This is a genomic window from Streptomyces sp. NPDC002838 (assembly GCF_040295365.1).
Classification (GTDB): domain Bacteria; phylum Actinomycetota; class Actinomycetes; order Streptomycetales; family Streptomycetaceae; genus Streptomyces.
Genome location: NZ_JBEOVF010000040.1, coordinates 23,484 through 38,349 on the forward strand (window position 1 = coordinate 23,484; position 14,866 = coordinate 38,349).

Annotated in this window: 13 protein-coding genes; 8 read left to right on the plus strand and 5 right to left on the minus strand. The window is 69.8% G+C overall.

The window, feature by feature from the left end; translation table 11 throughout:
* Nucleotides 1-705, minus strand: a complete 705-nt coding sequence (gene fabG, locus ABT063_RS37150) for a 3-oxoacyl-[acyl-carrier-protein] reductase (protein WP_351064759.1) — start codon at nt 703-705, stop codon at nt 1-3.
* 243 nt (nt 706-948) lie between these two features.
* On the opposite strand from fabG, the gene ABT063_RS37155 reads away from it, so the two are divergent.
* Genes ABT063_RS37155 through tyrS form a run of 3 tightly spaced genes read left to right on the plus strand, consistent with a single transcriptional unit; the run spans nt 949 to nt 5,176 of the window.
* Complete coding sequence (locus ABT063_RS37155; protein WP_351064760.1) at nt 949-2,472, plus strand: TldD/PmbA family protein; 1,524 nt, start codon at nt 949-951, stop codon at nt 2,470-2,472.
* Nucleotides 2,469-3,863, plus strand: a complete 1,395-nt coding sequence (locus tag ABT063_RS37160) for a metallopeptidase TldD-related protein (RefSeq protein WP_351064762.1) — start codon at nt 2,469-2,471, stop codon at nt 3,861-3,863. The genes ABT063_RS37155 and ABT063_RS37160 overlap by 4 nt, the downstream gene beginning before the upstream one ends.
* 44 nt (nt 3,864-3,907) lie before the next feature.
* Nucleotides 3,908-5,176, plus strand: coding sequence for a tyrosine--tRNA ligase (tyrS, locus tag ABT063_RS37165; protein WP_351064763.1), 1,269 nt, complete (start codon nt 3,908-3,910; stop codon nt 5,174-5,176).
* Between the two features lie 94 nt (nt 5,177-5,270).
* Here tyrS and ABT063_RS37170 read toward each other — a convergent pair whose 3' ends face one another.
* Nucleotides 5,271-5,546: a GlsB/YeaQ/YmgE family stress response membrane protein gene (locus ABT063_RS37170; RefSeq protein ID WP_351064764.1), complete on the minus strand. Its 276-nt coding sequence runs from the start codon at nt 5,544-5,546 to the stop codon at nt 5,271-5,273.
* A 279-nt stretch (nt 5,547-5,825) separates the two neighbouring features.
* On the opposite strand from ABT063_RS37170, the gene ABT063_RS37175 reads away from it, so the two are divergent.
* Together ABT063_RS37175 and ABT063_RS37180 are read left to right on the plus strand one after the other, a co-directional pair.
* A complete protein-coding gene (locus ABT063_RS37175) occupies nt 5,826-6,260 on the plus strand; it encodes a DUF3099 domain-containing protein (RefSeq protein ID WP_351064766.1) in 435 nt (144 codons plus the stop codon).
* A gap of 223 nt (nt 6,261-6,483) precedes the next feature.
* Nucleotides 6,484-6,702: a hypothetical protein gene (locus ABT063_RS37180; RefSeq protein ID WP_351064768.1), complete on the plus strand. Its 219-nt coding sequence runs from the start codon at nt 6,484-6,486 to the stop codon at nt 6,700-6,702.
* A 21-nt stretch (nt 6,703-6,723) separates the two neighbouring features.
* Here the strand turns inward: ABT063_RS37180 and moaA are convergent, their stop codons facing one another.
* The 3 genes from moaA to ABT063_RS37195 all read right to left on the minus strand — a co-directional run bounded on the left by moaA (nt 6,724) and on the right by ABT063_RS37195 (nt 9,861).
* Nucleotides 6,724-7,713, minus strand: a complete 990-nt coding sequence (moaA, locus tag ABT063_RS37185) for a GTP 3',8-cyclase MoaA (protein ID WP_351064858.1) — start codon at nt 7,711-7,713, stop codon at nt 6,724-6,726.
* A gap of 169 nt (nt 7,714-7,882) precedes the next feature.
* Nucleotides 7,883-9,508 carry a monocarboxylic acid transporter gene (locus tag ABT063_RS37190; protein ID WP_351064769.1) on the minus strand — a complete coding sequence of 542 codons (1,626 nt, stop codon included), beginning with the start codon at nt 9,506-9,508 and terminating at the stop codon, nt 7,883-7,885.
* Entirely contained in the window at nt 9,505-9,861 is a 357-nt protein-coding gene (locus ABT063_RS37195; RefSeq protein ID WP_351064770.1) for a DUF485 domain-containing protein, read from the minus strand. The genes ABT063_RS37190 and ABT063_RS37195 overlap by 4 nt, the downstream gene beginning before the upstream one ends.
* A 256-nt stretch (nt 9,862-10,117) precedes the next feature.
* Between ABT063_RS37195 and ABT063_RS37200 the strand changes: the two genes are divergently transcribed.
* From ABT063_RS37200 to ABT063_RS37210, 3 genes are all read left to right on the plus strand, one after another.
* Nucleotides 10,118-11,647 carry a S8 family peptidase gene (locus tag ABT063_RS37200; RefSeq protein WP_351064772.1) on the plus strand — a complete coding sequence of 510 codons (1,530 nt, stop codon included), beginning with the start codon at nt 10,118-10,120 and terminating at the stop codon, nt 11,645-11,647.
* Nucleotides 11,648-11,736: 89 nt separating this feature from the next.
* On the plus strand, nt 11,737-13,299 hold the full coding sequence (locus tag ABT063_RS37205; RefSeq protein ID WP_351064774.1) for a S8 family serine peptidase: 1,563 nt from the start codon (nt 11,737-11,739) through the stop codon (nt 13,297-13,299).
* A gap of 53 nt (nt 13,300-13,352) precedes the next feature.
* Nucleotides 13,353-14,774, plus strand: a complete 1,422-nt coding sequence (locus ABT063_RS37210) for a CoA transferase (protein WP_351064776.1) — start codon at nt 13,353-13,355, stop codon at nt 14,772-14,774.
* Nucleotides 14,775-14,866 lie beyond the last annotated feature (92 nt).

Consider the following 14,866-nt stretch of genomic DNA (forward strand, 5'->3'; position numbering starts at 1 on the left):
TCAGTGACCCATTCCCAGTCCGCCGTCTACGGGGATGACGGCTCCAGTGATGTACGAGGCGTCGTCCGACGCGAGAAACCGCACCGTCGCGGCGATCTCGTCCGGCTGCGCATACCGGCCGAGCGGCACCTGGGACACGATGCCCGCACGCTGCTCGTCGGTGAGCGCCTTGGTCATGTCGGTGTCGACGAAGCCGGGGGCGACGACGTTGAAGGTGATGTTGCGCGAGCCCAGTTCACGGGCGAGGGAGCGCGCGAAGCCGACCAGGGCGGCCTTGGAGGCGGCGTAGTTGGACTGGCCGGGCGAGCCGTACAGCCCGACGACCGACGAGATCAGCACGACGCGGCCCTTCTTGGCGCGCAGCATGCCGCGGTTGGCGCGCTTGACGACCCGGAAGGTGCCGGTGAGGTTGGTGTCGATGACCGAGGTGAAGTCCTCCTCGGACATGCGCATCAGGAGCTGGTCCTTGGTGACGCCGGCGTTGGCGATCAGCACCTCGACGGGGCCGTGCTCGGCCTCGATCTCCTTGTAGGCCTGCTCCACCTGCTCGGGGTCGGTGATGTCGCACTTGACTGCGAGGAAGCCGGCCGGCGGCTCACCCGAGCGGTATGTGATCGCGACCTTGTCGCCGGCGTCGGCGAAAGCGCGGGCGATGGCGAGGCCGATGCCCCGGTTGCCTCCGGTGACGAGAACCGAGCGGCTCAACGGATCACCCTTTCGATAGCGGTCTGGCACACCCGCCCAGCACCTGGATGACAGGCGGCTTCCTCGAAAACCTATCGGTCCGGGGCCACGCGCGGACAATCGGGCACCCACAGTGGCTTACGGCACTCACTGTCGGATCCCTACAGAAAGATGCGGGCTCCGGACGCAAACGTGTGGTCCGCGGACCCGCCCGCGCGACATGATCGGGGCAACCACAGGTCATGACAACAGGGAGAGACCGCGGTGCCTCATACCATCGACGACGCCTTTACGGCACTTCCCCTACGCGCCTTGGCGGACGCCGCGCTCGCACGCGCGCGTGCGCTGGGCGCCGAGCACGCGGACTTCCGGTTCGAGCGGGTGCGCAGCGCGTCCTGGCGCCTCAGGGACGCCAAGCCCTCCGGTTCGTCGGACACCACCGACCTCGGGTACGCGGTGCGGGTCGTGCACGGCGGGACGTGGGGATTCGCGTCCGGGGTGGACCTGACCCTCGACGCCGCCGCCAAGGTCGCCTCGCAGGCGATCCAGATGGCCAAGCTCTCGGCTCAGGTGATCAAGGCCGCCGGGTCCGACGAGCGGGTGGAACTCGCCCACGAGCCCGTGCACGCCGAGAAGACATGGATCTCGTCGTACGAGATCGATCCGTTCACCGTCCCCGACGAGGAGAAGTCGGGGCTGCTGGCGCAGTGGAGCGAACGGCTGCTGGCGGCCGACGGCGTCAACCACGTCGACGCCTCGCTGCTCACCGTCCACGAGAACAAGTTCTATGCCGACACCGCCGGGACCGTGACCACGCAGCAGCGGGTGCGGCTGCATCCGTCGCTGACCGCCGTGTCGGTCGACGAGTCGAGCGGCGAGTTCGACTCCATGCGGACCATCGCGCCGCCCGTCGGGCGCGGCTGGGAGTACCTGACCGGCACGGGCTGGGACTGGGACGCCGAGCTGATGCGGATCCCGGAACTGCTCGCCGAGAAGATGCGGGCGCCGAGCGTCGAGCCGGGCCTGTACGACCTCGTCGTCGACCCGTCCAACCTGTGGCTGACCATCCACGAGTCCATCGGCCACGCCACCGAGCTGGACCGGGCGCTCGGCTACGAGGCCGCCTACGCCGGTACCTCCTTCGCCACCTTCGACCAGCTGGGCAAGCTGAGGTACGGCTCCGAGCTGATGAACGTCACCGGTGACCGCACCGCCGAGCACGGCCTGGCGACCATCGGGTACGACGACGAGGGCGTCGAGGGCCAGTCCTGGGACCTGGTGAGGAACGGCACGCTGGTCGGCTACCAGCTGGACCGGCGGATCGCGAGGCTGACCGGGTTCGAGCGGTCCAACGGGTGCGCGTTCGCCGACTCCCCCGGCCATGTGCCCGTGCAGCGCATGGCCAACGTGTCGCTGCGGCCGGATCCGGCGGGGATGTCGACCGAGGACCTGATCGGGGGCGTGGAGCGCGGGATCTACGTCGTCGGCGACCGGTCCTGGTCGATCGACATGCAGCGCTACAACTTCCAGTTCACCGGGCAGCGGTTCTTCAAGATCGAGAACGGGCGGATCGCCGGGCAGCTGCGGGACGTGGCCTACCAGGCGACGACCACCGACTTCTGGGGGTCCATGGCGGCCGTCGGCGGTCCGCAGACCTACGTCCTGGGCGGCGCCTTCAACTGCGGCAAGGCCCAGCCCGGCCAGGTGGCCGCGGTCTCGCACGGCTGCCCGTCCGCCCTCTTCAAGGGCGTCAACATTCTCAACACCACGCAGGAGGCGGGTCGATGAGTCCTCGTACGAACAAGCCGCACGAGATCGTCGAGCGCGCCCTCGAACTGTCCCGGGCCGACGGCTGTGTGGTGATCGCCGACGAGCAGTCGACCGCGAACCTGCGCTGGGCGGGCAACGCGCTCACCACGAACGGCGTCACGCGCGGCCGTACCCTCACCGTGATCGCGACCGTCGACGGCAAGGAGGGCACGGCCTCCGGTGTCGTCACGCGCTCGGCCGTGACCGCCGACGAGCTGGAGCCCCTGGTGCGGGCCGCGGAGGCCGCCGCGCGCAGTGCCGGACCCGCCGAGGACTCGCGGCCGCTGGTGACAGGCGTACCGGCGGCGCCCGACTTCACGGACGCGCCGGCCGAGACCTCGTCCGCCGTGTTCGCGGACTTCGCGCCGGCGCTCGGTGAGGCGTTCGCACGCGCGCGTGCGGGCGGTCGCGAGCTGTACGGCTTCGCCAACCACGAGGTGGTCTCCAGCTACCTCGGTACGTCTACGGGGCTGCGCCTGCGGCACGACCAGCCCAACGGGACGCTGGAGCTGAACGCCAAGTCGCCGGACCGTACGCGGTCGGCATGGGCGGGCCGGTCCACCCGGGACTTCAAGGACGTCGATCCGGCGGCGCTGGACGCGGAGCTCGCCGTACGCCTCGGCTGGGCCGAGCGCCGGATCGCGCTGCCCGCCGGGCGGTACGAGACCCTGCTGCCGCCGAGCGCCGTCGCGGACCTGCTGATCTACCAGATGTGGTCGGCGTCGGGCCGGGACGCGGCCGAGGGCCGCACGGTGTTCTCCAAGCCGGGCGGCGGCACCCGCGTGGGCGACAAGCTCACCGACCTGCCGCTGACCTTGCGCAGCGACCCGAACGAGCCGGGCCTGGAGTCCGCGCCCTTCGTGCTCGTGCACTCCTCCGGCGGCGATCAGTCGGTGTTCGACAACGGGCTGCCGCTGACGGCCATCGAGTGGATGCGCGAGGGCGAGCTGAGCAATCTGCTGACCAGCCGGCACAGCGCGGACCTGACCGGGCTGCCGGTGGCGCCGGGGATCGACAACCTGATCCTGGACGGGGGCGAGGACCGCTCCCTGGAGGAGATGGTCGCGAGCACCGAGCGCGGGCTGCTGCTGACCTGCCTGTGGTACATCCGCGAGGTCGACCCGGCGACGCTGCTGCTGACGGGCCTGACCCGGGACGGCGTCTATCTCGTGGAGAACGGCGAGGTGACCGGCGAGGTCACCAACTTCCGGTTCAACGAGTCGCCGGTCGACCTGCTGGGCCGGGCCACGGAGGCCGGGCGCACGGAAAAGACGCTGCCCAGGGAGTGGAGCGACTGGTTCACCAGGGCTGCGATGCCGGCCCTGAGGGTGCCGGACTTCAATATGAGCTCTGTCAGCCAGGGCGTATAACCTCGTACCTGATTACGAGGCCCACTCAAGGAGATACGAGAACCGTGACGGACATCGTCGACGAGCTGAAGTGGCGCGGGCTGTTCGCCCTGTCCACTGACGAGGACGCTTTGCGCAAGGCGCTCGCGGACGGTCCCGTCACGTTCTATTGCGGGTTCGACCCGACGGCGGCCAGTCTGCACGTCGGCCACCTGGTGCAGGTCCTCACCATGCGCCGGCTCCAGCAGGCGGGCCTGCGTCCGCTGGCCCTGGTGGGCGGGGCGACCGGCCAGATCGGCGACCCGCGCCCCACGGCGGAGCGCACGCTGAACGACCCGGAGACGGTCGCGAACTGGGTGACCCGGCTGCGTGCGCAGATCGAGCCGTTCCTGTCCTTCGAGGGCGAGAACGCCGCGGTGATGGTGAACAACCTGGACTGGACGGCCGGTCTGTCGGCCATCGAGTTCCTGCGGGACATCGGCAAGCACTTCCGCGTCAACAAGATGCTGACGAAGGACTCGGTCGCCCGGCGCCTGGAGTCCGAAGAAGGCATCAGCTACACGGAGTTCAGCTACCAGCTGCTCCAGGGCATGGACTTCCTGGAGCTGTACCGCCGGTACGGCTGCACGCTCCAGCAGGGCGGCAGCGACCAGTGGGGCAACCTCACGGCCGGCCTGGACCTGATCCACAAGCTGGAGCCGCACGCCGGCGTCCACGCTCTTGCCACCCCGCTGATGACCAAGGCGGACGGCACCAAGTTCGGCAAGACCGAGGGCGGGGCCGTCTGGCTCGACCCGGAGATGACGACGCCGTACGCGTTCTACCAGTTCTGGCTGAATGTGGACGACCGGGATATCTCGACGTACATGCGGATCCTGTCCTTCAAGTCCCGCGAGGAGCTGGAGGAGCTGGAGCGGCAGACCGAGGAGCGCCCCCAGGCCCGTGCCGCGCAGCGCGCGCTCGCGGAGGAGCTGACGACGCTGGTCCACGGCGCCGAGCAGACCGCCGCCGTGATCGCCGCGTCCAAGGCTCTGTTCGGGCAGGGCGAGCTGGTCGACCTGGACGAGAAGACGCTGGCCGCGGCCCTGTCCGAGGTGCCGCACATCCAGGTCGCCGGGCTCGGTCCGGTGGTCGACCTGTTCGCCGAGGTCGGCCTGGTGGCCAGCAAGTCGGCCGCGCGCCGCACGGTCAAGGAGGGCGGTGCCTACGTGAACAACGTGAAGGTCGCCGCGGAGGACTCCGTCCCCGCCAAGGAGGATCTGCTGCACGGGCGCTGGCTGGTGCTGCGCCGGGGCAAGAAGAACCTGGCGGCGGTCGAGGTCACGGGCGGCTGAGCGGGTACACCCGCTGCGCGGGCGTTCCGCCTGCGCGGATGTACGGAGGGGACGGTTTCCGGTGTCGGAGGCGTCCCCTCCGCCGTCCGTGCCGTCAGGCTCTCCGCCGGCTGCCCCGGACCGCCAGGTACGCCCGGTCGCCGAGGCCGACGAGGATGACCGCGGCCACGAGCTGGAAGGCGTGGCGCCACCAGTCGATGCCCGACGTCGCGTCGACACCGGCCGCCCGCGCGACCGCGTTGCCGCCAATGGCACCGAGCATGCCCAGGATGGTGGTCAGCCACAGCGGAATGTGCTGCTTGCCCGGGATGATGGCCTTGGCGACGAGACCGAGCACCAATCCCACGATGATCGCCCAAAACCAGCCCATGGCTGCCTCCTTGTACGACTCGTCTCGCCCCGTCTGTGCTCGTCCGAGTACCGCCCGTCTGAGCACTACACCCAGTCTCGGCCCGGTCGCGGTACGGCGCATGCCGGGCAGGGCCGTACAGGCAACGGCCGACGCCGTTCGTCCAGGCTGGGGGCGCCCCGGTCTCGTGGACGGGTGAGGCGCGGCGTAACGTGGGAGCTGTCCGGGTCCCGTTCCCCGACCCGGGGCGGACCTGGTACGGGGCGGGGAGAGTCCGATGCGGGCGGATGGTGGAATGTGATGCGGAAGCAGCATGGCGGCGGCAACGCCCAGGTGTTCCGGATCACCGGGGCTCGGGCGGGCCTCCAGGAGGATGTACGCGGGCGGCAGCGGCGATACGTCATTTCGATGACCATCCGTACGCTGTCGGTGATCCTCGCGGCCACCCTGTGGAACGTCGAACGGCACGTCGCGATCGTCGCCCTGGTGCTGGGCGCGGTACTCCCCTACATCGCCGTGGTCGTCGCCAACGCGGGGCGGGAGAACGCGCCGTCGCTGCCGTCGACGTTCGTTACGGCGCCGACGCCGCCGATGATCGAGCCGCCGCACGCGGAGGACGCTTTCGCAAAAGAGGACGGTTTCACGCAAGAGGAGCGGCTCGCGGAACCCGTCCCGGAGGACGTCGTCGCCGATCCCGCACCGGGCGCGGCGAACGGGTCGCGCGACCGGGCGTGATCATGGCGCGTCCCTCGCGGATGCGCCCCTGCCGGGAGTCAGGCCTGCACCAAGCTCAAGAAAAGCTCAGATCAATCATGTTGTTCCAGTGCCGGGCGACGGGTTACCCGTGACATACTTCGTAGGCGCTCCGCATCCCCCGTCGGAGCGACGGACCGACGCCGGGCAGCTCCCCCCGTGGCTGCTCGGCGTCGCCTTGTTTGTGGACCTGTGAGACGAACCTGTGAGTGACGAGACCCCGATCTGTTCCGCGAAGGGCTGCCGTGCCGACGCCGTGTGGGTGCTGGCGTGGAACAACCCGAAGATCCATACGCCGGAGCGGCGCAAGACGTGGCTGGCGTGTGAGGAGCACCGGGAGCATCTGTCCCAGTTCCTCGGTGTGCGGGGGTTCCTGAAGGACGTCGTGAAGCTTGAGGACTGGGAAGCGCCCGAGAACTCCTAGGGCCTGTCCGGCGGACAGGCCCTAGCCGCCGATGGCGGACATCGGCCGGTCCGGCTGGACGAACGACGGGTCGTCCAGTCCCGCGCCCGCCTTCTTGCCCCACATGGCCAGGCGCCAGATGCGGGCGATCTCCTCGTCGGGGGCGCCGGAGCGCAGCGCGGCGCGCAGGTCCGTTTCCTCCGTCGCGAACAGGCACGTGCGTACCTGCCCGTCGGCCGTCAGGCGGGTGCGGTCGCAGGCCGCGCAGAAGGGGCGGGTGACGGAGGCGATGACGCCGACGCGGTGCGGGCCGCCGTCGACTGTCCAGCGCTCGGCGGGGGCCGATCCGCGCTCGTCGGAGCCCTCGGGGGTGAGCTCGAAGCGGGTGCGCAGGGAGGCGAGGATGTCGCCGGCGGTGATCATGCCCTCGCGCTTCCAGCCGTGCTGGGCGTCCAGGGGCATCTGCTCGATGAAGCGCAGTTCGTAGTCGTGCTCCACCGCCCAGGCCAGCAGGTCCGGGGCCTCGTCCTCGTTCAGCCCGGGCATCAGGACGGAGTTGACCTTGACCGGGGTCAGGCCCGCGTCCCGGGCGGCGTGCAGGCCCTCGATGACGTCCTTGTGGCGGTCCCGGCGGGTGAGGGTCTTGAAGACGTCCGGGCGGAGGGTGTCCAGGGAGACGTTGACCCGGTCCAGCCCGGCCTCCTTCAGGGCCGTCGCCGTACGCCTGAGGCCGATGCCGTTGGTGGTGAGGGACATCTGGGGGCGCGGCTCCAGGGCGGCGACCCGCTCGACGATGCCGACCAGGCCGGGGCGCAGCAGCGGCTCGCCGCCGGTGAAGCGGACCTCCTTGATACCCAAGCTGGTGACGGCGATGTCGATGAGGCGCACGATCTCGTCGTCCGTGAGCAGGTCGGGCTTGGCCAGCCACTGCAGGCCCTCCTCGGGCATGCAGTAGGTGCACCGCAGGTTGCACCGGTCGGTCAGCGAGACCCTCAGGTCGGTGGCCACCCGGCCATAGGTGTCGATCAGCACGTGGGCCCCCTGCCTCGTCACGGACCAGATATTTTCCGTCAACTGCGAGCCTACGTGACGCCACTGACATCAACAGGGTTCGATCCCACGAGACAGGACGCGGCCGCGTCGTAGGGACCTACGACGCGGCCGCTCAGGGGGCGTACTCGGTGGGCTCTCAGTGCGCGGCTCAGTGCGCGCCGGTGCCGGTCAGGGACCGGACCTCCAGCTCCGCGTACTTGTCGGTGTCCGGCTCCTCCTTGGACAGGATGGTGCCGAGCCAGCCCATCAGGAAGCCGAACGGGATGGAGATGATGCCCGGGTTCTTCAGCGGGAACCAGGCGAAGTCGACGCCGGGGAACATCGCCTTGGGGTCGCCGGAGACGACGGGCGAGAACAGCACCAGGCCGACGGCGACGATGAGACCGCCGTAGATCGACCACAGGGCGCCCTGGGTGGTGAACCGCTTCCAGAACAGGCTGTAAAGGATTGTCGGCAGGTTGGCGGACGCCGCGACCGCGAAGGCGAGGGCGACGAGGCCTGCCACGTTCAGGTCGCGGGCGAGGGCGCCCAGGAGGATGGAGACGGCACCGATGCCGATGGTCGCCAGACGGGCCGCCCTGACCTCCTCCTTCTCAGTGGCCTGCCCCTTGCGGATGACGTTGGCGTAGATGTCGTGCGCGAAGGAGGACGACGAGGCGAGGGTGAGGCCGGCGACCACGGCGAGGATCGTCGCGAAGGCCACCGCCGAGATCGTGGCGAGCAGGATCGCGCCCCAGGCCGAGTCGACGCCGCCCAGGTGCAGGGCGAGCAGGGGCGCCGCCGTGTTGCCGGACGGGTTGGACGCGATGATCTCTTCCTGCGAGATCAGCGCCGCGGCGCCGAAGCCGAGCGCGATGGTCATCAGGTAGAAGCCGCCGATGATGCCGATCGCCCAGTTCACGGACTTCCGGGCGGCCTTGGCGTTGGGCACGGTGTAGAAGCGGATCAGGATGTGCGGCAGGCCCGCCGTGCCGAGCACCAGGGCGATGCCGAGGGAGATGAAGTCCAGCTTGGTGGTGCCGGTCGCGCCGTACTGGAGGCCGGGCTCCAGGAAGGCGGCGCCCTTGCCGCTGTTCTCGGCGGCCGTGCCCAGCAGGTCGGAGACGTTGAAGTTGAACTTCAGCAGCACCAGGAAGGTGATCAGGATGGTGCCGCCGATCAGCAGCACGGCCTTGACCATCTGGACCCAGGTGGTGCCCTTCATGCCGCCGATGGAGACGTACACGATCATCAGGACGCCGACGAGGGCGACGATGAGGATCTTGCCGGCGTCGGAGGTGATGCCGAGCAGCAGCGAGACGAGGACGCCCGCGCCCGCCATCTGGGCCAGCAGGTAGAAGATCGACACGACGATCGTGGAGGTGCCGGCGGCGGTACGGACCGGGCGCTGGCGCATGCGGTACGCCAGCACGTCACCCATGGTGTAGCGGCCGGAGTTCCGCAGCGGCTCGGCCACCAGGAGCAGGGCCACCAGCCAGGCGACCAGGAAGCCGATGGAGTACAGGAAGCCGTCGTATCCGAAGAGGGCGATGGCGCCCGCGATGCCGAGGAACGACGCGGCCGACATGTAGTCGCCGGAGACCGCGAGGCCGTTCTGGAAGGCGCTGAACTGGCGGCCACCGGCATAGAAGTCGGCGGCGTCCTTGGTCTGGCGGCCCGCCCAGACGGTGATGCCCAGCGTCGCCACGACGAACAGCCCGAAAAGGGTGATGATCAGCGGCCGGTGCTCGCTGGCCTCGTTCGCGGCGACAAAGGTCTGCAGTGCGGGGCTCATGCGCCGCCCTCCATTCGGGACTTGATGGCTTCGGCCTTGGGGTCGAGCTTCGCGGCGGCGTGCCGCGAGTACCACCAGGCGATGACGAATGTGGTGACGAACTGGGCGATACCCAGAACAAAGGCGACATTGATGTTGCCGAACAGCTTGGCGCCCATGAAGCCGCCCGCGTAGTTCGACAGCAGCACGTACAGCAGGTACCAGGCGATGAAGCCGATGGTCAGCGGGAAGGCGAAGGAGCGGAAGGAGCGGCGCAGTTCACCGAACTCCGCGCTCTGCTGCACCTCGTTGAACTCCTCGGGGGAAGGGAGTTTGTGTTGCTCTTTCGAGGGGGGCGGTGCGTCGGTAGCCACGGAGTCTCCTCCTGATTGCGGATGCGGTTGTTACGGAGATAGGGGGCGAGTGTCCTCGCGTTCCCTGCCCAAGGTCACGGCGGCGCGCGAGGACTGGTTCAACCCCCGGGGCTTCTTTCCCAACTCACTTCGAGTAAGTCATTGCTGGCCAGCGACTTCGAGAGATAGTTTCGGGCCTGCACCAAATCGTCATGTACCTGCCCGAGCACCACCTGTGTCTCGGGCAGGTCCCGTTTCCGGATGATGTGGAGACCCCATGGCTCATCTGCGTTCCAGACGTCGCCTCGCCCTCGCGGTACCGGTCGTTCTGTCGCTGACCGCCTCGCTCGGCTTCCTTCCCGCGGCGGCGTCGGCCGCTCCACGCGCGGAGAGTGCCGCACAGGCGGTGGACGCGCCCGCCCTGGCGTACGTCGTGAACACCAAGCTGGACCGCCGCACGATCAAGTCGGTGAAGAAGGCGGTCCCGGCGGCGGGCGGCACGGTGGTGGTCACGTACGAGAAGATAGGCGTGATCGTCGTCCACTCGTCGAACCCGGACTTCGCCAAGGAGATACGCGAGATACGCGGGGTGCAGTCGGCGGGTGCCACGCGCACCGCGCCGCTGACCGCCGCGGGGACCACGGACGAGGGCACGGCGCAGGTCCTGTCCAAGGAGCAGGCCGCCAAGGTCGCGAGCGCATCGGCCGCCACGCCCGACAGTGAGCCCCTGGAAGCCGACCAGTGGGACCTCCGTGCGATCGGCGCCGACAAGGCCGCGAAGATCAACCCGGGCAGCCGCAAGGTGACCGTCGCCGTGATCGACACCGGCGTCGACGACACCCACCCGGACATCGCACCGAACTTCTCCGCGTCCCAGTCGGCGAACTGCGACGGCGGTGTCGCCGACACCAGCGAGGGCGCCTGGCGGCCGTACACCGCGGAGGACTACCACGGCACCCACGTGGCCGGTGAGATCGCCGCGGCCCGCAACGGCATCGGCGTGGCCGGTGTCGCACCCGGGGTGAAGGTCTCGAGCATCAATGTGACCGACCCGAGCAACGGCCTCTTCTACCCGGAGAGCGTCGTGTGCGCCTTCGTGTTCGCCGCCGACCACGGCGTCGAGATCACGAACAACAGCTACTACGTTGACCCGTGGCTGTACAACTGCATGGACGACCCGGACCAGCGGGCCATCGTCGATGCCGTCAACAGGGCCCAGCTGTACGCGCAGAAGAAGGGCACGCTCAACCTGGCGTCGGCGGGCAACTCCAACCACGACCTGGACTCCGACGCGATCGTCGACGACTCCAGCCCCGACGACTCCACGCCGGTCGAGCGGACCATCGACCCGCACGAGTGCTTCGACGTGCCGACGCAGCTGCCGGGTGTGGTCACGGTCAGCGCGACGGGGGTGCAGAACCTCAAGTCGTACTACTCGACGTACGGCAAGGGCGTCATCGACGTCGCCGCACCGGGCGGCGACCGGCTCTACCAGATCCCGGACACGCCGTCGAAGAACGGCCGCATCCTGTCCACCATGCCGAACGGCGAGTACGGCTTCCTGCAGGGCACGTCGATGGCCTCGCCGCACGCCGCGGGCGTCGCCGCGCTGCTGAAGTCGAAGTACCCGAAGGCGTCCCCGGCCCAGCTGCAGGCGCTGCTCAAGGCGCAGGCGGACAACACCGCCTGCCCGGCGTCCTACGACCAGGACGGCGACGGCACGCAGGACGCGGTGTGCGAGGGCGGCAAGTATGTCAACGGGTTCTACGGGTACGGCATCGTCAACGCGCTCCGCGCGGTGAAGTGACGCGTGCCTCAGGGCACTTCGGACCCCAAGGACCTTCCGACCTCCCGCACGGTCACCGCGTACCACGAACGAACTGGAGACACTGACATATGACAGCGCCTCACCCGCGCTTCCGCCGCGCGCTCGCCGTCCCGCTCGGAATGACCATGGCGACAGCCCTGGCATTCCTGCCCAACGCCACGGCGACCGCGGCCGATGTGCCCGGCACCGTGAACGGCGTCACCGGCACCGTGAACGACGTCCTCGCCTCCGCGACGACGGCGGACGCGACCGCGCTCAGCTACGTCGTCAACGTCCGTCCCGGGCAAGGGCCTTCGGGGCAGGTGAAGAAGGCCATCGCCGACGCCGGCGGCACGATCGTGACGTCGTACGACCAAATAGGCGTGATCGTCGTCCACTCGTCGAACCCGGACTTCGCCAAGACCATCCGCAAGGTCCGTGGCGTCGAGTCGGCCGGCAACACCCGCAACGCGCCGCTGCCCGCGCAGTCGACGACCGACATGGGGACGCCGAAGGTGCTCTCCGCCAAGGAGGTGGCGAGCGCGCAGGCCGCCGACGGTGAGGACCCGTTGGAGCCGCTGCAGTGGGACCTGCCCGCGATCAAGGCGGACAAGGCCCATGAGAAGTCGCTCGGCAGCAGCAAGGTGACCGTCGCCGTGATCGACACCGGTGTCGACGACACGCACCCCGACATAGCGCCGAACTTCGACCGTGCCGCGTCCGTCAACTGTGTGACGGGCAAGCCGGACACGGCCGACGGGGCGTGGCGGCCGAGCGCGTCGGAGAGCCCGCACGGCACGCACGTGGCCGGTGAGATCGCGGCCGCCAAGAACGGCGTCGGCATGACGGGCGTCGCGCCCGGTGTGAAGGTCGCCGGCATCAAGGTGTCGACCACCGCCGGCTACTTCTACACCGAGGCCGTGGTCTGCGGCTTCATGTGGGCGGCCACGCACGGCGTCGACGTCACCAACAACAGCTATTACACCGACCCCTGGTACTTCAACTGCAAGAACGACCCGGACCAGAAGGCGCTCGTGGACGCCGTCGCCCGGGCCTCGCGGTACGCGGAGAAGAAGGGCGCGGTCAACGTCGCGGCGGCCGGCAACGAGAACTACGACTTCGCCGCCGACGAGATCACCGACCCGGTCTCGCCGAACGACGCCACCCCCGTGGAGCGGACCGTCGACCCGTCCGAGTGCGTCGACATACCGACCCAGCTGCCGGGTGTCGTGACGGTCGCGGCGACCGGCGCCAAGGGCATCAAGTCGTCGTTCTCCAACTACGGCCTCGGGATCGTGGACATCGCCGCGCCCGGCGGCGATTCGACGTCGTACCAGAAGCCGGAGCCACCGGCGACCAGCGGTCTGATCCTGGGCACGCTGCCGGGCGGCAAGTGGGGCTACATGGCCGGTACGTCGATGGCGAGCCCGCATGTCGCGGCCGTCGCCGCCCTGATCAAGTCGACGCACCCGTACGCCCCGCCGGCCGTGGTGAAGGCCCTGCTGTACGCCGAGGCCGACGGCACGCCGTGCACGGACCCGTACGACATCGACAGCGACGGCAAGATCGACGCGGTCTGCGAGGGGTCGAAGAACCGCAACGGCTTCTACGGCTGGGGCATGGCGGACGCGCTGGACGCGGTGACCAAGTAGGTCGGTCAACGCCGGTCCATATCTTGATTCGGTCAATGCCGCATAGTGCGGTCATGACTGATATCGAGTTCGCCTGGTCGGCGGTGGGCGGCGATCCCGCCCTTCTCCCCCGGGTGTCGACCGTGGTGCGGGAGGGCGCTCTTCAGGGGCGCCTTCCCGTACGGGAGTTGGCTCGGGCCTGTGTCGGCGCGTGTGCGCTGGCCGCAGCCGAGCTGGGCGCGCGGCGGGCCGGGCTCGCCGAGGTGCCCGGGGTGTGGGTGGACGACGGGGCCGTCGCTACGGCGTTCGTCAGTGAGCGGCATCTGCTCGTCGACGGGCGGGCGTCGGCCACCTTCGCGCCGCTGTCCCGTTTCTGGCGGACGGCGGACGGATGGGTGCGCACGCACGCGAACTATCCGCACCATCGGGCACGGCTGCTGGGCGCGTTGGGGGTGCCGGAGGGCACGGGGGCTGTGGCATCCGTCGAATGCGCGCTCGCCGAACGGTCCGCTCTGGAGGCCGAGGAGGCCGTGTACGCGGCCGGAGGCCTCGCCGTCGCCCTGCGTACACCCGAGGAATGGGCCGCGCAGGAGCAGGCGGCCGCGGTGGCCGGACGGCCGCTGGTGGAGCGCGGTCGGCTGGACTCCGCGCACGCGCGCGTGCTCGCGCCGATCGACGGCGACGGCGCTCCCCTGCTGCCCGCCGCCGGACTGCGCGTCCTGGACCTGACCCGGGTCATCGCGGGCCCGGTCGCCACCCGCACGCTCGCCCTGCTGGGCGCGGACGTGCTGCGCGTGGACTCCCCCCGGTTGCCCGAACTCCCCGACCAGCACGCCGACACGGGCTTCGGGAAGCGGTCGACGACCCTCGACCTCGTGGCCGACCGGCGTCTCTTCGAGGAACTGCTCGCGGCGGCGGACGTGGTCGTCACCGGGTACCGGCCGGGCGCGCTGGACCGGTTCGGACTGTCGGCGGAGGCGTTGGCCGAGCGGCGGCCGGGGGTGATCGTCGCGCAGTTGTCGGCCTGGGGTGCGTACGGGCCGTGGGGTCAGCGGCGGGGATTCGACAGCCTGGTGCAGGCGGCCACGGGGATCGCCGCCGTCGAGGGGTCGGCGGAGCGGCCCGGCGCACTGCCCGCGCAGGCCCTGGACCACGGGACGGGGTATCTGCTGGCGGCGGCGGTGCTGCGGGCTGTGACCGAGCAGTCGTACGAGGGCGGGAGCCGGTTCATCCGGCCGGCACTTGCGCGGACTGCCGAGTGGCTGGTGAACGGGGTCGCAGCGAGTGACACCGGGCAGGCGTCGTACGGCGAGGCCGGCCCCTGTCCGACGGAGGAGGCCGCCCCGTACGACGGGCCCGGCTCCTGGCTCTCGGAGACGGACAGCGCGCTCGGGCGGCTGCGGTACGCCCGGTCGCCGGTCGCCTTCGACGGCGGCCCGGTGGACTGGGCGCGGCCGCCGGGTCCCTGGGGGGCGGACGCGCCGGGCTGGATCTGAGTCACGGTCGGGCCGGATACGTACCTATGGGCGGAATTCCGTACCGCCAGTTGTTTTCCTGGACTTGCCCGGTTCCGTGAAGGCTGGTGAAG

What these genes read in the sequence shown, in the direction of transcription:
- ABT063_RS37160 (WP_351064762.1), top strand. Translation starts at nt 2,469, where the DNA reads ATGAGTCCTCGTACGAACAAGCCGCACGAGATCGTCGAGCGCGCCCTC.
- ABT063_RS37170 (WP_351064764.1), bottom strand. Translation starts at nt 5,546, where the DNA reads ATGGGCTGGTTTTGGGCGATCATCGTGGGATTGGTGCTCGGTCTCGTC.
- ABT063_RS37175 (WP_351064766.1), top strand. Translation starts at nt 5,826, where the DNA reads ATGCGGAAGCAGCATGGCGGCGGCAACGCCCAGGTGTTCCGGATCACC.
- ABT063_RS37190 (WP_351064769.1), bottom strand. Translation starts at nt 9,508, where the DNA reads ATGAGCCCCGCACTGCAGACCTTTGTCGCCGCGAACGAGGCCAGCGAG.
- ABT063_RS37200 (WP_351064772.1), top strand. Translation starts at nt 10,118, where the DNA reads ATGGCTCATCTGCGTTCCAGACGTCGCCTCGCCCTCGCGGTACCGGTC.
- ABT063_RS37205 (WP_351064774.1), top strand. Translation starts at nt 11,737, where the DNA reads ATGACAGCGCCTCACCCGCGCTTCCGCCGCGCGCTCGCCGTCCCGCTC.
- ABT063_RS37210 (WP_351064776.1), top strand. Translation starts at nt 13,353, where the DNA reads ATGACTGATATCGAGTTCGCCTGGTCGGCGGTGGGCGGCGATCCCGCC.